Origin of the sequence: Acidaminobacter sp. JC074 (assembly GCF_022496765.1) — a bacterium.
Classification (GTDB): Bacteria; Bacillota; Clostridia; order Peptostreptococcales; family Acidaminobacteraceae; genus JABXKX01.
The window spans coordinates 104,220-124,598 of the sequence record NZ_VANV01000013.1; the positions used below are offsets into that span (position 1 = coordinate 104,220).

The 20,379-nt window shown below is 35.8% G+C and carries 20 protein-coding genes and 1 riboswitch; of the genes, 2 read left to right on the forward strand and 18 right to left on the reverse strand.

The features are described 5' to 3' along the window. Nucleotides 1-132: 132 nt before the first annotated feature. From yvcK to EZV73_RS15620, 18 genes are all read right to left on the reverse strand, one after another. Complete coding sequence (yvcK, locus tag EZV73_RS15535; protein WP_240841318.1) at nucleotides 133-1,104, reverse strand: uridine diphosphate-N-acetylglucosamine-binding protein YvcK; 972 nt, start codon at nucleotides 1,102-1,104, stop codon at nucleotides 133-135. After that, entirely contained in the window at nucleotides 1,105-1,953 is an 849-nt protein-coding gene (rapZ, locus tag EZV73_RS15540; RefSeq protein WP_240841319.1) for an RNase adapter RapZ, read from the reverse strand. After that, nucleotides 1,950-2,687: a PHP domain-containing protein gene (locus EZV73_RS15545; RefSeq protein ID WP_240841320.1), complete on the reverse strand. Its 738-nt coding sequence runs from the start codon at nucleotides 2,685-2,687 to the stop codon at nucleotides 1,950-1,952. The genes rapZ and EZV73_RS15545 overlap by 4 nt, the downstream gene beginning before the upstream one ends. Before the next feature lie 2 nt (nucleotides 2,688-2,689). After that, a complete protein-coding gene (gene murB, locus EZV73_RS15550; RefSeq protein ID WP_240841321.1) occupies nucleotides 2,690-3,631 on the reverse strand; it encodes a UDP-N-acetylmuramate dehydrogenase in 942 nt (313 codons plus the stop codon). A 108-nt stretch (nucleotides 3,632-3,739) separates the two neighbouring features. Continuing rightward, the gene (locus EZV73_RS15555; protein ID WP_240841322.1) at nucleotides 3,740-4,549 is read right to left on the reverse strand and encodes a stalk domain-containing protein; all 810 of its coding nucleotides are present in this window, start codon (nucleotides 4,547-4,549) and stop codon (nucleotides 3,740-3,742) included. Between the two features lie 89 nt (nucleotides 4,550-4,638). After that, complete coding sequence (locus tag EZV73_RS15560; protein ID WP_240841323.1) at nucleotides 4,639-5,106, reverse strand: MOSC domain-containing protein; 468 nt, start codon at nucleotides 5,104-5,106, stop codon at nucleotides 4,639-4,641. Then, nucleotides 5,107-5,586, reverse strand: coding sequence for a cyclic pyranopterin monophosphate synthase MoaC (moaC, locus tag EZV73_RS15565; protein ID WP_240841324.1), 480 nt, complete (start codon nucleotides 5,584-5,586; stop codon nucleotides 5,107-5,109). Continuing rightward, on the reverse strand, nucleotides 5,587-6,543 hold the full coding sequence (gene moaA / locus EZV73_RS15570) for a GTP 3',8-cyclase MoaA (RefSeq protein WP_240841325.1): 957 nt from the start codon (nucleotides 6,541-6,543) through the stop codon (nucleotides 5,587-5,589). A 5-nt stretch (nucleotides 6,544-6,548) separates the two neighbouring features. Beyond that, nucleotides 6,549-8,444, reverse strand: coding sequence for a molybdopterin biosynthesis protein (locus EZV73_RS15575; RefSeq protein ID WP_240841326.1), 1,896 nt, complete (start codon nucleotides 8,442-8,444; stop codon nucleotides 6,549-6,551). A gap of 7 nt (nucleotides 8,445-8,451) precedes the next feature. Further along, a complete protein-coding gene (locus EZV73_RS15580) occupies nucleotides 8,452-9,657 on the reverse strand; it encodes a molybdopterin molybdotransferase MoeA (RefSeq protein ID WP_240841327.1) in 1,206 nt (401 codons plus the stop codon). 9 nt (nucleotides 9,658-9,666) lie between these two features. Beyond that, nucleotides 9,667-10,314 carry an ATP-binding cassette domain-containing protein gene (locus EZV73_RS15585; RefSeq protein ID WP_240841328.1) on the reverse strand — a complete coding sequence of 216 codons (648 nt, stop codon included), beginning with the start codon at nucleotides 10,312-10,314 and terminating at the stop codon, nucleotides 9,667-9,669. Next, nucleotides 10,307-10,939 carry an ABC transporter permease gene (locus EZV73_RS15590; RefSeq protein WP_240841329.1) on the reverse strand — a complete coding sequence of 211 codons (633 nt, stop codon included), beginning with the start codon at nucleotides 10,937-10,939 and terminating at the stop codon, nucleotides 10,307-10,309. Before EZV73_RS15590 ends, EZV73_RS15585 begins: the two co-directional genes overlap by 8 nt. Nucleotides 10,940-11,147: 208 nt before the next feature. Next, a complete protein-coding gene (locus EZV73_RS15595) occupies nucleotides 11,148-11,966 on the reverse strand; it encodes a substrate-binding domain-containing protein (RefSeq protein WP_240841330.1) in 819 nt (272 codons plus the stop codon). A gap of 34 nt (nucleotides 11,967-12,000) precedes the next feature. After that, nucleotides 12,001-12,115: riboswitch (molybdenum cofactor riboswitch) on the reverse strand. Nucleotides 12,116-12,166: 51 nt separating this feature from the next. Continuing rightward, a complete protein-coding gene (locus tag EZV73_RS15600) occupies nucleotides 12,167-13,237 on the reverse strand; it encodes a M42 family metallopeptidase (protein WP_240841331.1) in 1,071 nt (356 codons plus the stop codon). 131 nt (nucleotides 13,238-13,368) lie between these two features. Then, on the reverse strand, nucleotides 13,369-13,689 hold the full coding sequence (locus EZV73_RS15605) for a hypothetical protein (protein WP_240841332.1): 321 nt from the start codon (nucleotides 13,687-13,689) through the stop codon (nucleotides 13,369-13,371). A gap of 8 nt (nucleotides 13,690-13,697) precedes the next feature. Beyond that, nucleotides 13,698-14,723, reverse strand: a complete 1,026-nt coding sequence (locus tag EZV73_RS15610) for a 3-deoxy-7-phosphoheptulonate synthase (protein ID WP_240841333.1) — start codon at nucleotides 14,721-14,723, stop codon at nucleotides 13,698-13,700. A gap of 256 nt (nucleotides 14,724-14,979) precedes the next feature. Continuing rightward, complete coding sequence (locus EZV73_RS15615; protein ID WP_255813504.1) at nucleotides 14,980-16,281, reverse strand: MFS transporter; 1,302 nt, start codon at nucleotides 16,279-16,281, stop codon at nucleotides 14,980-14,982. A gap of 28 nt (nucleotides 16,282-16,309) precedes the next feature. Further along, a complete protein-coding gene (locus EZV73_RS15620) occupies nucleotides 16,310-17,755 on the reverse strand; it encodes a transposase (protein ID WP_240841335.1) in 1,446 nt (481 codons plus the stop codon). 1,020 nt (nucleotides 17,756-18,775) lie between these two features. Between EZV73_RS15620 and EZV73_RS15625 the strand changes: the two genes are divergently transcribed. Beyond that, nucleotides 18,776-19,639, forward strand: a complete 864-nt coding sequence (locus tag EZV73_RS15625) for an MBL fold metallo-hydrolase (protein WP_240841336.1) — start codon at nucleotides 18,776-18,778, stop codon at nucleotides 19,637-19,639. A gap of 31 nt (nucleotides 19,640-19,670) precedes the next feature. Continuing rightward, entirely contained in the window at nucleotides 19,671-20,288 is a 618-nt protein-coding gene (locus EZV73_RS15630) for a TetR/AcrR family transcriptional regulator (RefSeq protein WP_240841337.1), read from the forward strand. The last annotated feature ends 91 nt before the right edge of the window (nucleotides 20,289-20,379 follow it).

A 20,379-nucleotide genomic window follows, 5' to 3' on the forward strand; every position in this document is an offset into this window, starting at 1 on the left:
GCTTTCAATAATGAATAAAAAAATATAAGATATCCGATAAATTTTGAAAGCGCTTTCTAAATTTATTTAACACTATCTTATACGTAATGTCAAGAAGTTTTTTGAATTGTGTAACAACTAAAAAAAAAGGACTTAAAGTCCTTTATTTATATGGTCGTTCATAAATTCAACGATTTTTTCTATATCGTGACGCACATAACCTTGTCTGACTTCAATAAAGTTAGACTCAACAACTTTCATATTTTGATCCGAAAAATACTGTCTGTCTTTTCTATTTAGCATCAACATTTTAGAAGCTTCCTTTAAGTAACGTTCTTTAACTTCTTTGGATACTTCTTCATTATTGGCAACAATAAAATCGAAGCGTACTTCAGAATGCTCATAAATTGCCTTAACATGATCGGCTATAGAAAAATCATCTGTTTCACCTGGTTGTGTCATCAGATTGGATAGATATATTTTCTTGGCTGATGATGCAACAATGGCTTCGCTGATGCCAGTCACCAGTAAGTTAGGAATCAGACTTGTATATAAAGAACCTGGTCCTACAAAGATAATATCAGCTTCCTCTATGGCTTTAATCGATCTTGATAATGCAGTTACTTCTAAAGGCTTTAAGAAAACCTTCTTAATCGGCGATCTTTTCTTCAAGACTTGGTAAGGGATCTTGGATTCACCTCTTACAATGGTACCATCTTCAAGTTCAGCTACAAGATGAACATCTTCATTTGTAGCTGGAAGAACCTGACCTTGTACTGCAAATATATCACTGATCTTTGAAATGGCATCTTCAAAGTTTTCTGATATGCCTAGCATGGCAGCAATCATCAGATTGCCAAAGGATTGGTTCTTGTATCTGCCTTCATCAAATCTATAGGCAAACAACTCTTGTAATACGGGCTCTTTACTGGCTAAACCCAGTATGCAGTTTCTAATATCGCCTGGTGGCAACATGGCAAGGTCTTCTCTTAAAACGCCAGAACCGCCACCATCATCTACAACATTGACAATAGCAGTAATTTCCTCGGAAAACAACTTGAGGCCCCTAAGTAATATAGAAAGACCCGTACCGCCACCTATGGCTACAATTTTTACATCATTCATCTAACTGTCCCTATGTGTTATAAATACTCTGTAATTTTCTTTTTTAAGATACTCTGCAAGCTTGTTGGCCATGGTAACAGAACGGTGTCTGCCACCTGTACAGCCAAAGCTTATCACCAGCTGAGTCTTTCCTTCTTTGATATATTGTGGTATCAGAAATGACGTCAAATCTTTAATTTTCTCTAAGAAAATCTGACTTTCATCAAAGCTCATCACATAATCCTGTACCGCTTTTTGATTACCTGTTTTTTCTCTAAGTTCTGATATATAAAATGGATTCGGTAAAAACCTAACATCAAACACCAGATCTGAATCGATGGCAATCCCTTTTTTGAAACCAAAGGAATTACAGATGATTGAGATATTAGGTTGGTTCATATCCTCAGTAAATTTCTCTCTTACTTGGTTTCTAAAAGCATTGATTCCAAGATCTGAAGTATCCATAATGATATCAGCTTCATCTCTTAAAGACTGAAGCATGACCCTTTCCATTTGAATACTCTCAACTAATGTTTGTTCGCCTGATAAAGGATGTGGTCTTCTAAGTTCCTTGTATCTTTTAACAAGGGCTTCATCTGATGCTTCTACATAAAGTATTTTACAATCGTATCCCTTGTTCTTTAATTCTTTATAGCCCTCATGGAAGTCTTCAAAGAAAGCGCCCCCTCTGATATCAATACCTAGGGCAATCTTATCAAGTTCTTCTACCGAGTAACGACAAATTTCAATAAACTTTGAGATCAGTATAGGTGGTAAATTGTCAACGCAATAATACCCCGAGTCTTCCATACTCTTCATGGCAGAAGATTTACCAGCACCAGATAATCCTGTAACGATTACTATTTTCATGAAGCCTCCTCAGCATTTAAAATTCTTGATATAGGAATCCCTGCCTCAAGACAGCGATTTAAACTTTCAGTAAAGACACCGACATTTTCTGGATCATGTGCATCGGAACCTAAAATAAACTTCACATCCGTCTGTAAAGCGATTTTAATTTCCTCAACTGTTAAATGACCGTGTTTGGCATTGACTTCAAGGGCAACATTTTTTTCACTTGCAACTTTCGCAACAGCTAAAACATCAATAGGTCCCTTGGCACCTGGATGTGTAATAGCTGTTAAGTCATATCTATTCATAGCATTTATCAGCATGATTGTGTTCAATTTCTTAGACTTTTCATATATACCCTTAGAATGCTTTGATAAAATGGCATAAGCATGCATTTTTAAGTCCATCAAAAGTTTTCTGGGTGAAGAGCCAAAATGATAGCCACACATAATGATATCCGCTATTTCTAACATATCGTCATCCACATCAATGGTCCCGTCTACGCTCATAAAGTTTGCTTCTAAACCTAGAAGGATTTGAATGTCCGGATAAAGCTCATTTAAACGATCTATTTCTTCACGCATTTCTTTGTAACGAGATTTTTTTATACCATAAAAGGCATGTCCGGGACCATGGTCACTGATGGCAATGGTCTTTAAACCTTTTGAAATAGCAGCTTTAACATTGTCTTCAATAGAACCAGACCCATGACTAAAAGTCGTATGTGTATGATAATCGGCAATTATCTTCATATTTAGCCTCCTAAATGCTTTACCTCTGTTTCTAGTAAAACACCATACTTGTCTAAGACAACCTTTTGTACCATTGTAATTAAATCTAAAACCTCTTTACATGTGGCTTGTCCTCTGTTGACTACAAAGCCACAATGTTTTTCTGAAACCTGTGCGTCTCCAATTCTAGCACCTCTTAAACCAGAATCATCGATTAACTTACCAGCATAGTAACCCGGTGGTCTTTTAAACATTGAACCTGCTGACGGTAAAGTCAAAGGCTGCTTAGAAGTTCTTCTTTGAGTAAAATCTCTTGTTTTTTCTGAGATGACTTCTGGATCACCAATTTCAAACTGATAAGTTGCTTCAAGAACTATATAGTTATGAACCTTCACATCACTCATTCTGTATGAAAAATGCATATCTTCATTTTTTATATCTTCAATGCTACCATCTTCTTTTAAAACTTTAACTGATACAACACAGTCTTTCATTTCACCATCATATGCACCAGCATTCATGGTAATGGCCCCTCCTACAGTGCCTGGAATGCCACTGGCAAACTCAAACCCAATTAGAGATTCTTTTGCAATAATCTTTGACAAGGTTGAAAGCAAAATACCGGCTTCAGCTCTTACCTGATTGCCTTTAATGGTTACATTGGCCAAATAATCTGCCAGTTTAACAATAACACCTGAAAAACCTTCATCCTCTACTAATAAGTTAGAACCATTGCCCATAACATAATATTTGGCATTGTTGTCATTTAAGATATCTAGTACTTGCTTGACTTCATCAATACTTGCAATATCAACCAAAAGCGCTGCTGGACCACCAATCTTAAAAGACGTATGGTCTTTCATAGGTGTATCTACTAGCAGTCTTGAAGCGTCTACTACTTCATTTATTTTTTCATATAAGCCCTCTATTTCATTAAAAGACTTACCTTCATGTAATTTTACCATTATCTTCTCCTTTAACTCCTACATTATACCATACTATCGATATTTAATCTCAATTGAAATGCAAATCTTCCTACTAATAAAAACAAGAAAAAGACAACTCTCATTGTCTTATTCGTAAAAGTATTCGCCATGTATGATTCTGATTAAATCTTCTGATTTTGACTTAAACGGCGCATTGTTAAAGTATAAACTGTAACCTATGTTGTTGACGCCTTCTAAAGCCTGTGATGCTGCCTTGATAGCCATATCGGATGGTTCTAAAGTTTTAAAAGATGACTTGTGAGCCGGTGGAAACTGAACGTAACGGTCGATTTGAAAAATGACTTCTTCAACTGTATTTGGAAAACGTTCATCCTTGACTCTATTTAATACCGTATTGGCTATAGCAAGGGCCATCTCATAATCTTGACTGCCTGATTCTACTGTCACAATTTTTGCTAACCAATAGAAATCCTCTTCTGAATAACTCTTTGTTTCAATAAAATCTTCTGGCACTGTATAGCCCGTTTTTGTTAGATTTAAGATATACATTTTTTCATCATATACAGTCTCTAGATCAAAATAGCTTTCAAATAAATCTAAGGGCACCATGGTCTTATGATTAACTAAGATCGGTTGGTGACTCAGCTTGGTAAACTGGCCATTGATTCTAGCAGTATCATTATCAATTTGAAGTTCAATGACATGATCCTCATATTCTATTTTTGCAATTCTTAAAAGTTCGTTCCATGAAATTGTGCCTCCAAGTGCTTTTGTAAGGGCACTTGCTTCTACATAAATGACATCTTCGATGAGTAAGTGATTTTGATCCGACTTGATGTAGTCACCATTTAACTTAAGAGTCACAGCCGTTTCACCAAATGCAAGGGACATACTCATCATACATAAGACCAAAGCCATGCATATAAATTTCTTCATGTTACACCTCCAATAGGTGTATTATATATCAGATTCACCTAAAAGCCATCATATCATGGCTTATGTAAAAGAAATGTCATAAGAAGATCTTACTTTTCTACTGTAAAAACATCCTTTTCCCCGTACTCTATAACAGTGATTTCATCGCCAATACGAATGGTACCGCCTTTTAGTACGCGGGTAAATATCCCCTCTTTTGGCATGACGCATTCGCCAGTGATTTGTTTGATTTCGCAGCCTGTATGGCACTCCTTACCGATCTGAGTCACTTCGTGTTTGGTTTCACCAATGGTTAGAATCGTTCCAACTGGTAACTCATACAAAACAATGCCTTCAGTTAAAAGATTCTCGGCAAAATCACCTGGTTTCAAATGATCCAGACCCTTTGCAATCATTTTGTCAACACTCTCTTGACCAAGCAAGCTGACTTGACGATGCCACTTACCTGCATGTGCATCACCTTCTATACCATACTCTTCAATAAGCACAGCTTCACTGACAGGCTTTTTTATCACACCTTTTTTTTCACTTAAGTTAATCGATAGTAATTTTGCCATCTAGTCCTCTTTTCTCTCAAACACACCACTTTTACCACCAGTTTTCTTTAAAAGTTTAATCTCACCAATGACCATATTTTTGTCAACAGCCTTACACATGTCGTAAATAGTAAGAGCCGCTACACTCACCGCAGTCAAAGCTTCCATTTCAATACCCGTTTGACCTGAAGTTTTAACAGTCGACTTTATTTCTATCTTTGAATTTACTTCATCAACTGAAAAGATCAAGTCAGCACCTGATATGAAAATATTATGACACATAGGGATCAGATCACTTGTCTTTTTAGCTCCCATAATACCTGCTATTTGAGCAACAGATAAGACGTCTCCTTTTTTCATATCGTTATTATTTATCTTTTCAATAATTTCCTTACTAACATGAATTTCACCATAGGCAACAGCGGTTCTATCAGTCATCTTTTTATCAGATACATCAACCATTTTCGCCTTACCCTCATCATTAAAATGTGTAAAAGTCATTTAACCCCCTATACGATTCATGTCTCTTTTGATGGGCATGTAATCTTCGTCGTTCATGCCATGAGCTTTAGGTTTCTTCCAAATAGCCTCTTTCAAAGCTTCTTCTAAGTCTCCTTGATTTCTGATAATGTTCATCAAATCAATCTCTGAATCAGAATGCAAACAAGGCTTTACCTTACCGTCTGATGTGACTCTAATCCTGTTACAATTGTCACAGAAAGAACAAGATATTGGATTAATCAGTCCTACTCTGCCCAAACCATCCTCAAGTTTATAATATTTGGCTGGCGACCCTAAATCTTCTGTCACCACAGGCAATAACTTAGCAAGTTCTAAAACCTTTTCGCCAGATACAAACTTGTCATGACTCCACTGGCTGGCTTCACCTATTGGCATAAGCTCGATGAAACGCACATCAATAGGGTGGTCTTTAGTAAGGTTTACAAAGTCCACAACCTCATCAATGTTAAAGCCTCCTATTAGGACCACATTGATTTTTAACTTCATTTTCTTGTCCAGAATACGTTTCATGCAGTCAAGAACTGGTCCCAGTTCACCACCCCTGGTGATTTTTCTGTACTTGTTTTCATCCAGGGTATCTAAAGACAGATTGATGCGGTCCAGTCCAGCTTCAACTAAATCATCTAACATATCTCCTAGCAAGATACCATTGGTGGTCATAGTAAGCTCACGTATACCATCAATGCATTTGATTTCTCTTACCAAGTCAACAATCCCTTTTCTTATAAGGGGTTCACCACCAGTTAATCGTACTTTTTCAATACCGAGTTTTGCTGAAATTCTTACAATTCTAAGCATTTCCTCATGCCTTAAGATATCTTGATGTGTCTTCTTAGAAATACCTGACTCAGGCATACAATATTTACATCTTAGATTACATCTGTCTGTTACTGATAATCTTAAATAATTGATTTTTCTATCATAGCTGTCTTTCATAAAACCTACAATTCTATTGTCTTACCAATGTTTTCAATCCTATAACCACCAAGTTCATTCAATTTCTCTGCGAACTCTTCCGACTGAATGACCTCTTCAAAGCGTTTAAACAGTCGTGTCTCGTAAAATGATTTTTTTACAACAAAATCATAGGACTCTTCACCAATTGGAATAAAGTCTAGATCCATCACATGGGCAACAGACTCAATCCCCATACCTAGGTCCGCAGAGCCAGATTTTACAGCTGATGCTACCGTCATATGAGTCGTCATTTCTCTTTCATAACCTGTAATGGAAGTCTTATCTATCTTTTCAACTTTTAAATTATAATCCAGTAAAAGTCTCGTTCCTGCGCCTTTTTGTCTGTTGACAAAGACAAGATCATCTCGAGACAAATCAGAGATACCCTTAATGTTTTTAGGATTTCCCTTAGGCACATAGAGACCCTGAATACGTTTGATACCTTCTATCAATAGAACATCATGTTCTTTTAAATACTTGTTTAAAAACGATACATTGTAAACCCCAGTATCTGCATCCAATAAGTGGACAGGTGCTAGATGGGCTTCTCCCTTCATCATGGCCATAATGCCCCCCATTGAGCCCACATGAGTTGAACTTAAGGTTGCCTGGTCTAACATATCACCTAATATATCCATGATGATATCATGAGAACCTATGGATACGATGGTCTGCATGATATCAGACATGTCTCTTAAAAGTTCTATTTCCACCTCAGTCCCTGCTTCATAACCCTCTACCGATTGTGGTACAACACAGATACCATCCGCCTTAACTAGAGACATGGTCACACCTGCACCTCTAGAAAGAGGCGTTGCAATCATCTTGTTTTCTACCAGACCAAGTTTCATTCTTACATACTCTTGATGTTTAACAGACGACATGAGTCTTTTGGACAAGATCGCCTTTACCTTTGAACGTTCTCTATGAATTTGACCATACCATAAGTCCATCATGGCATTAACATAAACATCAAATACAAAGAAGGCGGATACAGGATACCCCGGTATACCGATAACCGGTTTATCTTGAATAGTACCTAAAATGGCAGGCTTGCCTGGTTTGATGGCAACACCATGAACCAAGACCTGACCCAGTTCCTTGATAATACTTACAGTGTAATCTTCTGTGCCTGCTGAAGATCCCGCATTAATGAGAACAATATCATGTAAAGAAACCATCTTCAAAATATGATTTTTTAAAGCATCGTAGTCATCTTTTATAGATGTATAACGTACAGGCTGACCACCCATCTTATGAACCATGGCTTCAAACATCCTAGAGTTTGAATCGATGATTTCACCAGGTATCAAGTCCTCTTTTGGTTCAACAATTTCAGTACCTGTTGGCAAAATACCTACACTAGGTTTTCTGATAACTTCTATTTCAACAATACCACCTGATAACAAGGCGCCAATATCTACTGGACGAATCAAATGACCTTTAGGAAGAATCATTTCAGCCTTGACAATATCTTCACCAATTGGTCGAACATGCTGCCAAGGCGATGCCGCTTTAATTAATTCAATGGTCTTATCATCTATAACTTGTACATCTTCAATCATAACAACTGCATCATAGGGATCTTCTATAACATCACCTGTATCGACATACTTAAAATCTCCTTCTTTAAACTGTCTAGGATGCATTTCATCAATGCCGTAAGTATCAACAGCTTTGACCATGATACCGTCCATAGCTGAGGCATTGTAGTGAGGAGAAGAAACTCTGGCAAATACAGACTTAGCCGTATACCTGTCCAAACTCTCTTCAACCAATATCGTCTCATGCTTCACAAGATGATCAAGAGCTATATTGTCAAAATACAGTTTCTTGGCATCTTCTAATTTTAAACTTGATAAATATATATTTCTCTTCATCTTTCACCTACTCGAATAAATATGCTGTCACTTGACTGCCTGAAGCTATACCTTCAGTATCCTTTGGTATTCTTATATAACCATCAGCCTTAGACATCATAGTAATCATACCTGATTTACCATGAACAGGTACAATCTCACCATCTATTACTTTCACCATAATAAAGGTTTCTCTTCCAGGAGCTGCATGTACATTCTGACTTAAGATACCTTGAATACTAAAAGGACTCGTATCTCTTTGGAGTGAAAAATACATTCTCAGAAGCTGGTCTAAAACGACCATTGCAGAAACCGGATGACCTGGTAAGCCTAGGACCATCTTATTATTAACCTTACCTACAATGGTTGGTTTGCCGGGCTTGACAGCCAGTCCATGAATCAAAACCCCGTCATCTTGACTCAGTTCATCTATTATATCTGCTGTATAGTCTTTTTCTCCTACAGAAGAACCACCTGAAATTATAGTAATATCAGATGTCTCATTACCTTTTCTTACAGCTTCTTTGATTTCTTGTCTTATATCTTTTAAAACTTCTTGTTTAATAACCTCTATGCCAAACTGATTGAGCTTGCCTGTCAAGGTATAAGTGTTGATATCATAAACCTGCCCAGTTTCTAAAGGCTGGTCTGTAGTAATCAGTTCATCACCAGTAGAGATGACGGTTGCCGTCAGCTGCTTATATACCACGACCTCGAAAACACCTGTTGCAGCCAGACTACCAATATGACGCGGTCTTAAAAGCTGATGTTTTTTCAGTATCGTATCACCCTTTTCAACGTCCGCTCCTTTAGATATGATGTTTTGAAGAGGTGCTGCAGTTGCTAGAATTGCTACAGTATTTTCAGCCATCTTTTCAGTGTATTCAATCATGACCATGGCATCCGCTCCGTCTGGTACCATTCCACCAGTAGGCACATACATGGTTTGTCCTTCAGAAACAGATAGACCTGATAAAACACCCATTTCCACTGAGCCAATTAAGTCTAGTAACATCGGCATGGTCTCAGATGCACCAGATAAGTCTGATGCTAAGACTGCATAACCATCTACTGTTGATCTTCTAAAACTAGGCACCTGAATTTCTGTCTTAACATCCTCTGCAAGGACTCTATTTAATGCTTGATTGATGCTTACAACTTCAGTTTCAAAAGTAAAATTATTCTTCATAACTGCTTCAGCTTCACTTAATGTATGTACATTGTATAATCTCATCCTGTCTCCTTAAACATACTGTAAACTTTCATGTTCCAACGCCTTTTCAGGCTCAGATATTTCTACTATTTTTCCTTCAAACATGACTGCAACTTGCTTGCACATCCTAGTCGCTTGATTTAAATTATGGGTTACAAGTATCATATTTATATCTAAAGACTTAAGTATTTCTTCAATCTGACGTGTAGATTTTGGATCAATATTAGCAGTTGGTTCATCTAAAAAGATCCACTTAGGCCCAAATGATAGTGCTCTTGCAAGATTAACCTTTTGAGCCTCTCCACCAGATAACTTAAGGGCATTCATATGACTTAAGTGTTCAATGTCAAAGAGCTTTAAAAGTTCATCTACTCTTTTATCTATTTGGTCTTTGTCCCACTTTCTAAACTTTAGTGGTGAACCTATATTTTTTCTGACACTTGTATTAAATAGGTGTGGCTTTTGAAAGAGATAAACCATCTGGTCTAAGTCTACACCCGTTTCTATGTGCCCCAGTGTTTTTTCTTCTAACTGTGCAATCATCTTTAAAAGAGTAGACTTGCCTGAACCATTACCACCAATAATTCCAAAAATCATCTTGTCAGGTATTTGAAGTTTGTCAATATCCACCACGCGTTTATCGTCGTATTCTTTTATCAGCTTGTCAATTTTAATCATCGTAAACACCTACATATTTATGAAGTATGCCATTGACAATAAAGACAATTGTTAAAAGCACAATACCAAGCGCTATAGATACTTCATAATTTCCCATAGAATTCTGCATGACGATATAAGTGGTCATGGTCCGTGTTTCATCCTTGATGTTACCACCAACAATAAATACGGCACCAACTTCAGATATAGCCCTTCCAAATCCAGTAATAACAGCGATTAACATAGACCTTTTAAGTTCTTTTATTAAGATCCATAAAGTCTGCATCCTACTTGCCCCTAAAGTTTTACAAGATAACATGATTACCCTACCATGGGCAGTAACAGAATTGAAAATATTCCCTAAAATAATCGGGATTACAAGTAGCGTCTGAGCGATGATCATGGCTGTAACTGTAAACTTAATATTTAAATAACCTAGCGGTCCTTTTCTTGCTAAAAACAGAAAAACAACTAAACCAAGTACCACGGGCGGTATACCCATAAATGCATAAGTAACTCTCGTAAAGAGCTTTTTACCTCTAAAATCATGCAAACCTGTTACAATACCAAGTGGTATAGAAATTCCTGATGCAATGGCAACAGAGGTCAGTGATACCAAAAGAGATAATCCTATAATGCTGTACATTTCCAGATCCCCTGAAAATATAAGGAGTAAGGCTCCTTTTAATCCTTTAAAAATATAATCCATATTTCCCCTAACGCTTAAACAACTTCCTAATTAAAGTCTAAAGGTAATTATCTAAATTGCGTCTGTTGCAGTAAGACAAGGAAAATACTGCCCTGGCAGTATTTTCACTATTAATTAAAACTTTTTATATAAATCCAAATATGAACTACTGAGCATTAGGTATAAAAAGTGGTTGACCAAACTTCTCTATACCAAACTCGCCAATCATGTCTTGAGTATCTTTACTCAACAACCACTTAACGAACTCATCTGCTTCATCAGCATTGATCATATCGTTTTTATTAGGATCTACTGGAATAACACCATATTGATTGAATAAAGAAGAATCACCTTCTATGACAATCTCTAAATCCAAATTATCCATCATCGCTAAATAAGTTGCTCTGTCAGTCATGGTATAAGCATTCATCTCATCTGCCATGGTTAATGTGTCACCCATACCTTTACCAACTTCTACATACCAGTCTCCAGAAGGTTCTAAACCAGCTTGATCCCAAATAGAAAGTTCTTTCTTATGGGTACCTGAATCATCTCCTCTTGAAACAAATGTAGAGGCTGAAGTAAGTACAACTTCATAAGCTTTTTTTACATCGTCTTTGATGTCTTTTAAACCAGCTGGATCGTCTTTAGGACCTACAATAACAAAGTCATTATACATAACATCAGAACGGCTTACACCATGCCCTTCAGCTATGAACTCTTCTTCAGCTGATTTGGCATGAACCAATAAGGCGTCCGCTTCCCCATCTCGACCCATTTGAAGTGCCGCGCCTGTACCAACTGCAATGACGTCAACGTCAATACCTGTCTTTTCTTCAAAATCTGGAATGATATGATCTAGTAGACCACTGTTTTGTGTAGATGTTGTTGTTGCTAAAATAAGTCTTCTTTCTTCTTGCTGGCAGCCCATAAATGTTGTTAATATTAAACACATAATTAAGGCAGCTGCTAAAAATTTCTTCATAAAACCCCCTATTGTCTAACTTTTCCGAAAATTAATCCAAAAGGAGCACTTTCCTTTCCAAACGGGAGGCCATATAATTTCTTAAATGACCCATCGGTTAGAATCTCATAGTCCCCCTTAGAGATAATAACTCGGAAAATATACTTCAAAGGTATTATATCATAAATTGGCTTATCATAACCATAGCAATTTTACATATACTATAATTTGTTCAATGTTGTTTCATCAAACTTTTCTATCACTTTAATTGCCAAGTCTAAAGTTGACTTATAATCCTCATAAGCAGAAATACCAAAATGTGTATGGGCATATCTTACTGGTACACCAAATACCAAAGTTGGTACAGCTTTATCCATTAAATGAATCTTGCCTGCATCGGTACCACCACCTTGTCTGATAGCATCTTGGAACTTAATATTACCTTCTTTAGCAAGATTTCTAGCCATGCTGATAAAACGGGGATTTCCCACCATTGAGTTATCTCTGTGTCTGATCTGTACACCCTTTTTCAATACACCTTGTGCTTCATAGTGACCTCTATGAGAATCATCCGCTGGTGTACCTTCAAATACAATGGCTGCATCAGGTTGGATGATTTTAGCTGTTAACTGTGAACCTCTTGTGCCTACTTCTTCCTGGCTTGAAATTGCGCCAACGATGTTTACCTTTAAGTCCACATCCTTCATAGCAAGCATGGTTTCTACTACTAAAGCACAACCCAAACGATTGTCAAATGCCTTGCCTATAAAGGTATCATTCTTCTCTATGTATTCAAACTTTGCATAAGGTACAATCGGTGCACCAGGCTCTATTTTAAAGGTCTCTACCACTTCTTCATAAGAAGAGGCACCAATATCAATCAACATATCAGCGATTTCTACTATCTTAGTACGCTCTGCTGGTTTCATAAAATGAGGTGGTTTTGAGGCAACGATGCCTGTTAAGTATTCACCATCTGAATTTCTAACACAAACCTTGCTGGCACCAACATTCTGTGAAAACCAACCGCCAAGTGCTATAAATCTAATAAGGCCATTAGCTTGTATAGACTGGACCATAAAGGCTACCTCATCAGAATGGCCATCAAGCATAATCGTAGGCTTCTTTTCATCAAAATTTTTAGGATAGATGACTAGGTTTCTCATTCTATCTTCTTTTAAGTCAAAATCATCGCCAAGATAGTCCCTAATCACACCAATCACTTCATCTTCAAATCCTGGTGCACCAGGTGCATCAGAAAGTGCTTTTATAAATTCTAATTGCTTGTTCATTTTAAATTCCCCCTGTAAAATAATTGTAGCACATAATTTAATTCGCATCACTAAACAAATTGATTTTATCATAGAAATCCAGACATAATTGTCTTGTCGACAACAAAAAAACATCCCGAAGGATGTTTAATCTAAAAATACAATTTTTCATACATGTCATCAGCTATTTTGTACCAAGCCTGCACATGATTTTCCATAAAGAAATAGTGTCTCACATAAAAAAGTTCAAGGATACCTAAAATAAGCGCTATTGTCATCAAACCAATATTTATGGTTATATAGGCCAGAGTTAAGCTTAACAAGAAAACAATCGTTGTCAAACAAAGTACGATTAAATGTATCAATCTTTCATGCTGCATAAATGCAATCTGCTGAAGATGATACTTATAAACCACTTCACTTACTTCTGATTTTTTTAAAAACAAGTCATGTTTCTTTACATAAGCTCTCATAATACCACCTATAATTGCTCCATTATGTCATAAACCAATCTTTCAGTTTGATCCCAGCCTAGACAGGCATCTGTTATAGACTGACCTTTTACAGTACCATTTTCACTTTGCTTGCCCTCTACCAAATAAGATTCAACCATCAAGCCTTTGACCATCTTTTTAATAAGTGGATTGTAGTTTCTAGACTTCATTACCTCTAATGCAATTCTAGGTTGTTCCTGGTATTGCTTCATAGAATTAGCATGATTGGCATCCACAATTAAAGCTTGATTTAAGAGTCCTCGCTCACCATATTTTTCTGCAAGATACATTAAGTCTTCAAAGTGATAATTGGGTATGTTTCTACCATACTGATTGACTGCACCTCTTAAAATACCATGTGCTAATGGATTACCCGAAGTTTCTACTTCATAACCATTATAAATGAAATTATGGCTAAGTTGACCCGCTTTTATAGAATTAAGCATGACAAGTAAGTCGCCACTTGTTGGATTTTTCATACCTACTGGTACTTCTACACCAGAAACAGTTAAGCGGTGTTTTTGGTTTTCAACAGATCTCGCACCAACTGCTATGTAGCTTAACAAGTCTTCTACATAAGGATAGTTGGTCGGATACAACATCTCGTCTGCAGATGTTAAACCGGATGCTTTTATGACCTTCATCTGAAGGGAACGTATCTTTCTTATTCCTTCTAACATATCAGGCGCTTGATTAGGTATAGGCTGATGAAGCATGCCTTTATAGCCTTCTCCTGTTGTTCTTGGCTTGTTGGTATAGACTCTAGGAATCATCAGTATTTTATCTTTTACCTTATCCTGTAGTTTACCTAACTTACTTACATACTCTAATACAGATGACTCACAATGAGCAGAACATGGACCTATAATTAAAATAAACTGATCACTTTCACCAGTAAATATCTTCTTAATTTCTTGATCTCTTTTTTCCTTTATTAACTTTAACTCATTTGATAAAGGCATGATTTCTTTAACTTCATCTGGATGTGGAATTTTTTGAATGTATTTAAACATATGCCTCCCCCTTTTTTTTATATTTCGCCCATCATAACACAAGCAAAAGTTGGTGACAAGTTGACTTTTTTGAAGATTTACACAGATAATTGAATTTTTATGCAAAACCCATTAAAAACTTACATCATTAAAAAAACTAACTCTCAATTTTACAATACTGGTTACAGGATCTATATGCATTGTAAACTAAAAAATACTAAAGAGCGTGATTTCTATCACGGACTCTTTAGTACCATATGAACTATTTTGATATAAGTTAAACACTTATTATCTTTTCATCTGAGGAATTTTCTGATTCTTGTTCGGCCTCCAATAAGGAAGTATTGAAAAACCCCCTCAAACTGACACATGTACCCAAAATTCCTGTGATAAAAAACATCAATGCCATGCCCATGCCTTCACCACTCTTAAAGATGAAGGACAGATAATTCGGTTCACTCGTCATAAAAGGTTCAAAAACATAATCGGCTAAAATGCCTCCAATAAGCATGCCAATCGGAATCATACCCGATTTCATTGCATATTTAAAAGAAAAAGCACATCCCTGCATTTCTACTGGAATTATGGTGCGCCAAAAATAACTTTCATTCGCAATCAGTGGAGGTATGAATACACTAGTAAGAAAGCCAGCCATGCCCCATGTCCACATTGAGTTACCAAATGCAAACAGAAAGTCACCTAAAAAGAATGATAATCCTGCGTATAAAAACATTGTCCTCACCTTGCTTTTCATGGTCGGCATTATGACCACTATCAAGCCACCGATAATACCACCGAGTCCAATGGCCCCATTGACAAATCCCAGTATTTTTACATTGTGACCCGTTCGAGCCAAAATCATTGGGGAAAGTATATTGAAGTAGGTCAATCCAGCTAAAAAGTTAATGAAAGCCATAAATAACAAGAGTTTCTTTAGTAGTATAGAGTCCCATATTATCGAAAAGCCTTTTCGCAACTCCTGCAAATGATGCATCAAACAAAACTTTTGCCCTTTCTCTTTTGAATCAAAGGGTATTTTAACCATAAATGCTAGTGTCAAAGTAGAAAAAGCCAGTGTAACAAAATCAATAAATATAACAACACTCATATCTGTCAAAGCCAAGAAAAATGCTGCAAAAATTGGTGCCAACATCTGTATTTTCCCATTTGAAAAAGACTGCATGCCACTTGCTTTAACATAATATTTTTTTGGAACAATCAAGCTGACAGCAACATCACTTGCAGGATATTGAAAACTCGACAAAATACTGCTAAGAAAATTCAAGCTATATATATGCCATATTTCAAGTGAATCTGCTCTTAAAAGCAGAAATAATGTTAAGGTACATACCCCAGCACCTATGTCAGAAATAAGTATGATCGCCTTTTTATTCATCCTATCAATCAAAGGGCCAAGGAAAACTCCTAGAAACATTTTAGGAGCCATAATAAGCATTCCAGATATAAAAAGTGTCAGTGCACTCCCTGTTCTTTCAAATGCCCATATTGTAATAGCAAAGCTTGTCATGGAACTTCCTAAGGAAGATACAGACTGTCCTAGCCATATTGAAGTTCTCATGATTAAAATCACGAGATTCCTTAGGAGATTAGCAAACTGCCCTTATCCTAATTGGCACCTCCATGACGCCTCTGTTCCATCCGCCTTTCGCATTTGGAAATACTTTTCTTATGATATTAAATGCTGCATTAACATCCGCATTGATGATTATGCCTGTTTTTGTCCTATACAAGCCTCTTTTTATACGCTTACCTGAAAACTTATAGGTCTTCTTATTATTCTCATCATAGACTGGTAGTTCATCACCATCTAAGAATGATGCTTTCGATGTATAACTTTCTTCAGTAACGTTTAATTTGATGCCAGCATCACTTGCTTTGTACTCAAGTACATCTATGAATCTTTTGAATGGGATTGTTGTAAAGTTTTGATTGTTTTTCTTTCCCATATTACAAGCTTGTTTAAATCCTTTGTTATAACCAATTACAATGGTGTCGATACCATGCTCTACAGCATAATCTATAATATAACGACTGGATTTATGTAAAAAGTCTTTTACCTTAGCATTTCTTTTTTCATCTAATCGATTCAACTGTTTTGAATGATACTGACCTTCACCTTTTTGTTTGCCATTTCTCAGGATGCTCATTAAACCTGCGCGTTTCTTATTATAGTATTGATTGATGCTTTTAAGTCCTTTACCATTTACAATAACTGGTCGCTGACCAACATTGTTTACAATAGTTGCAAAGTTATTTACACCGATATCAATACCCAATAGACGCTTACTTTCATGTGACAGTTCTTCTGATTCACCAAGATCCAGTACAATCTCAAGTGTATAGAAACTTGAACCTGGCACAATACGCACTTCTTTTAGTTTGAAATTTTCATAGTCCATGCATTTTGTGATATTCAATTGATAGTCTGTTTTTGGAAATCTCAAATATTTATCTTTTCTATGAGGATCCTTATCGTCTTTTATCACACATACCTGATTGGACAAAACCACAACATATCTGCCATTTTTCTTTTTATATTTTGGTATTTTAGGTTCATCTTCTAACTCACCTTTTCTGTAGAGTTCCATTAACTTAAAATAGCTCTTCCATGCTCTAATAACTTGTTTGATTGTATTCTGATTCGTATGAGCTGGTAGAAATCTATAATCTACTTGATCGATGTACTTGAAGTAAGCGTCTAATAGATTATAAGTAACAATCTTATTGTCTTTTGATAGCAAATTAAACTGCACTGGTTTCTGAGCTTTTTTACCTTTCTTAACTTTTTTCTTGTAACCTTCCTTAAGCTTCTTGTTAATCAGAGGGATTTTCTCATTAATGTCATTGATGACTTCATCTTCATTTTTATGACGCTTGCTCTTACCTATTCCTGAAAACACTTGTCTGAAATGATAGTTGCTTGTGTTAAAAAGATTCTTTGAGTTAAAACACATTTCATCACAATAATTATACATATCATGACCTGATTTAATCCTAATTTGTACTGTTCTGTAAGTACCTTTTTTACTCATTTGTTCACCTCCTCTCTCTCTAATATTATACCATGTTTTAGGAAGAAAGAACAAGTGTTCGCATTTGGTTTTAACAGTTTTTGTTCCGTTTTTTTTGATCAAAGTTATTTATACCAACTATTAAATCCGATTCATCTCATGTTTAAAAACACGTGTGTTCTCGGATTTTTTATAAAACGAAATTCTTTAGTTTAGTAATATCTTTAATAAAACTCATTGTCATTCTCCTTCATAATAGTTTTCAACATTTTAATATTACGAAAGCAAGACAATGACTATTGAATCTTTTAGTTAGCGGTTAATCTTAAAAGCTCCATACAGCCACCGCAGCTTCCGAATGGAGCTAAAACATTCACAGTTGTCTCATATTTGATTTTTACTAACATAAATATCCTCCTAAATACATAATTATCTTAACACTAAAGTAATATGATTTAGTTTTACAAATTAATTAAACTCATAAATTTTCAATAACTTCTAAAACAATAAATCAGTAGTTACTTGCTATTGTCAAGATAAAAGATAGTCTGACCATTATAGATAATCAGGCTAAAAGTCTTCAAATATGTGTTGGTGCAGTATTTGCATACCTAATTTTGCACCTTATCATATAAATAGACTTTCTTCTGCAAATTCTCATTTATTCTTACCGACATAAAAATGACATTTCTTATTAATATGCTTAATTGAATTATTCTTTGTTACCTCCTTTCTATGACTAACTTATATAATTTCCCCACTCTCTCTATTAACCAATAGATCTTTAAAGCCACTTGTAAATATTGACTCAATAACATCTTTCAAAATTGGATGATTGTGATTGTGTCATATACTATGTGCTTTTCTACTCAAATGATAGTTTTTTAATTCCATCGACACCTCCGTGAAATCCCCCCAACCTCTCGTACAACTTGACATAAACGGAGATCTAATATAATATATGAATATATTCATGAATGCATTCATATTTATCTTTAAGCTTTATACGATGCTCATTAACTCAGATAAAAGGAGGTTCCAATGATCAGAAGATTATTTTTCAAGCTCATCATTTTTATAATAAGTGGCGGATCGATGTTTGCAAAAAAAGAGAAAGTGGAAATACCCACGAATGCCAAATGGTATGATGACTATTTTACTTATGAGTACATTGATGATAATACCATTGCCATTGGAGAGCCAAGGTACTATCAGAAAAACTACTCCTATCTCCTCCTAGGCACAATTAAAGCCATACTGTTTGATTCAGGAACAGGATATCATAACATCGAACCTCTGGTTAGAAGCCTTACAAAACTGCCAGTCATATCAATACCAAGTCACTTTCACTTTGACCATCTTGGACAGATCAATGATTTTGAAGAAACTTTATTATGTAAAATCCAATTGGAAAATCAAATCTTGTCAGAAAACAAATGTTTGACTCCTACTGAAGATTCCTTTCTAGGTAAAGTTGAAGGTGTAACTCCTCCTCAAATTCATTATGATGATGTATTGGAAGCAGATGCTACTTTAGATATAGGCAATCGTAGTGTAAGAGTCATACCAGTTCCTGGCCATGCCAGAAACTCAATTGCATTGTATGATGATCATTCTATGCAGTTGTTTATAGGTGACTATATGATGCCTGGTATCCTCGGAATCAGTAAGCTATTGGTTCCCGATGGCAGCCTTGATGACACGATTGTGACTGCCAATCATCTTGCTGAAACTGTTCAAAGGGATACAATCATATATTGTTCTCATGCATTAGATTACACACTTCCTGTATTACATTACAGAGACATACAGGACCTAGCCGATTTCTTAAACAATAACAGTTTCAGACAGAACATGATACCCAAATATAAAAGGATCAATGATAATATGAAATTATTCTTTTAATTGAAAGATTTGCCACTACGAAGGAGACTATATGACATCTAAACGAGAGGAAAAGAAAAAGTATTTCACACAAAAAATAATCACAGCAGCGCATGAACTTTTCATCAAAACAGGGTATAAGAATACAACCATTGAAGCTATAGCTGAAAAAGCAGGAGTCGGTCGCGGTACTGCCTATCTCTATTTCAAATCAAAATCTGAACTCTATAGAATTACAATGGAAGACACATTACACTTCAAGAATCTCATTATAGAGTTGGACTCCTCTGACTATAGAAATACACTATCCGATACACTTCTTTTATACTTAGATTTGTACGTTAATGCAGTTTTTTCAACAAATAAAGAAATGATGAAGGAATTCGCTTTATCGTCTGTTGGTGAGCTCACAGATACAGACTCCTTTATATACTCATTTTATAACGGATATGATACACTCCTCAAAGATCAAATAGTTAATATCACAGAACATTTCAAATCAAAAAAAGAACTTATGGAGTCCTTTGATACTGAGATATTCTCTGATTTACTCCTCAAAGTTCTTATCGAAATATTCGCTACATATATCATTTCAGATTATCCAAAAGAAAAGGTATCTGATCACGCAGGTAAACAAGTGACTTTCATGATATCTCCATATCTCATATAATTGCATTTCATTTATATAAGAATCAATAGATCATTTTTAGTTGTTTCTTGAGTCCTTATACAAAAAAGTTTTGAGATAGACTCTCAAAACT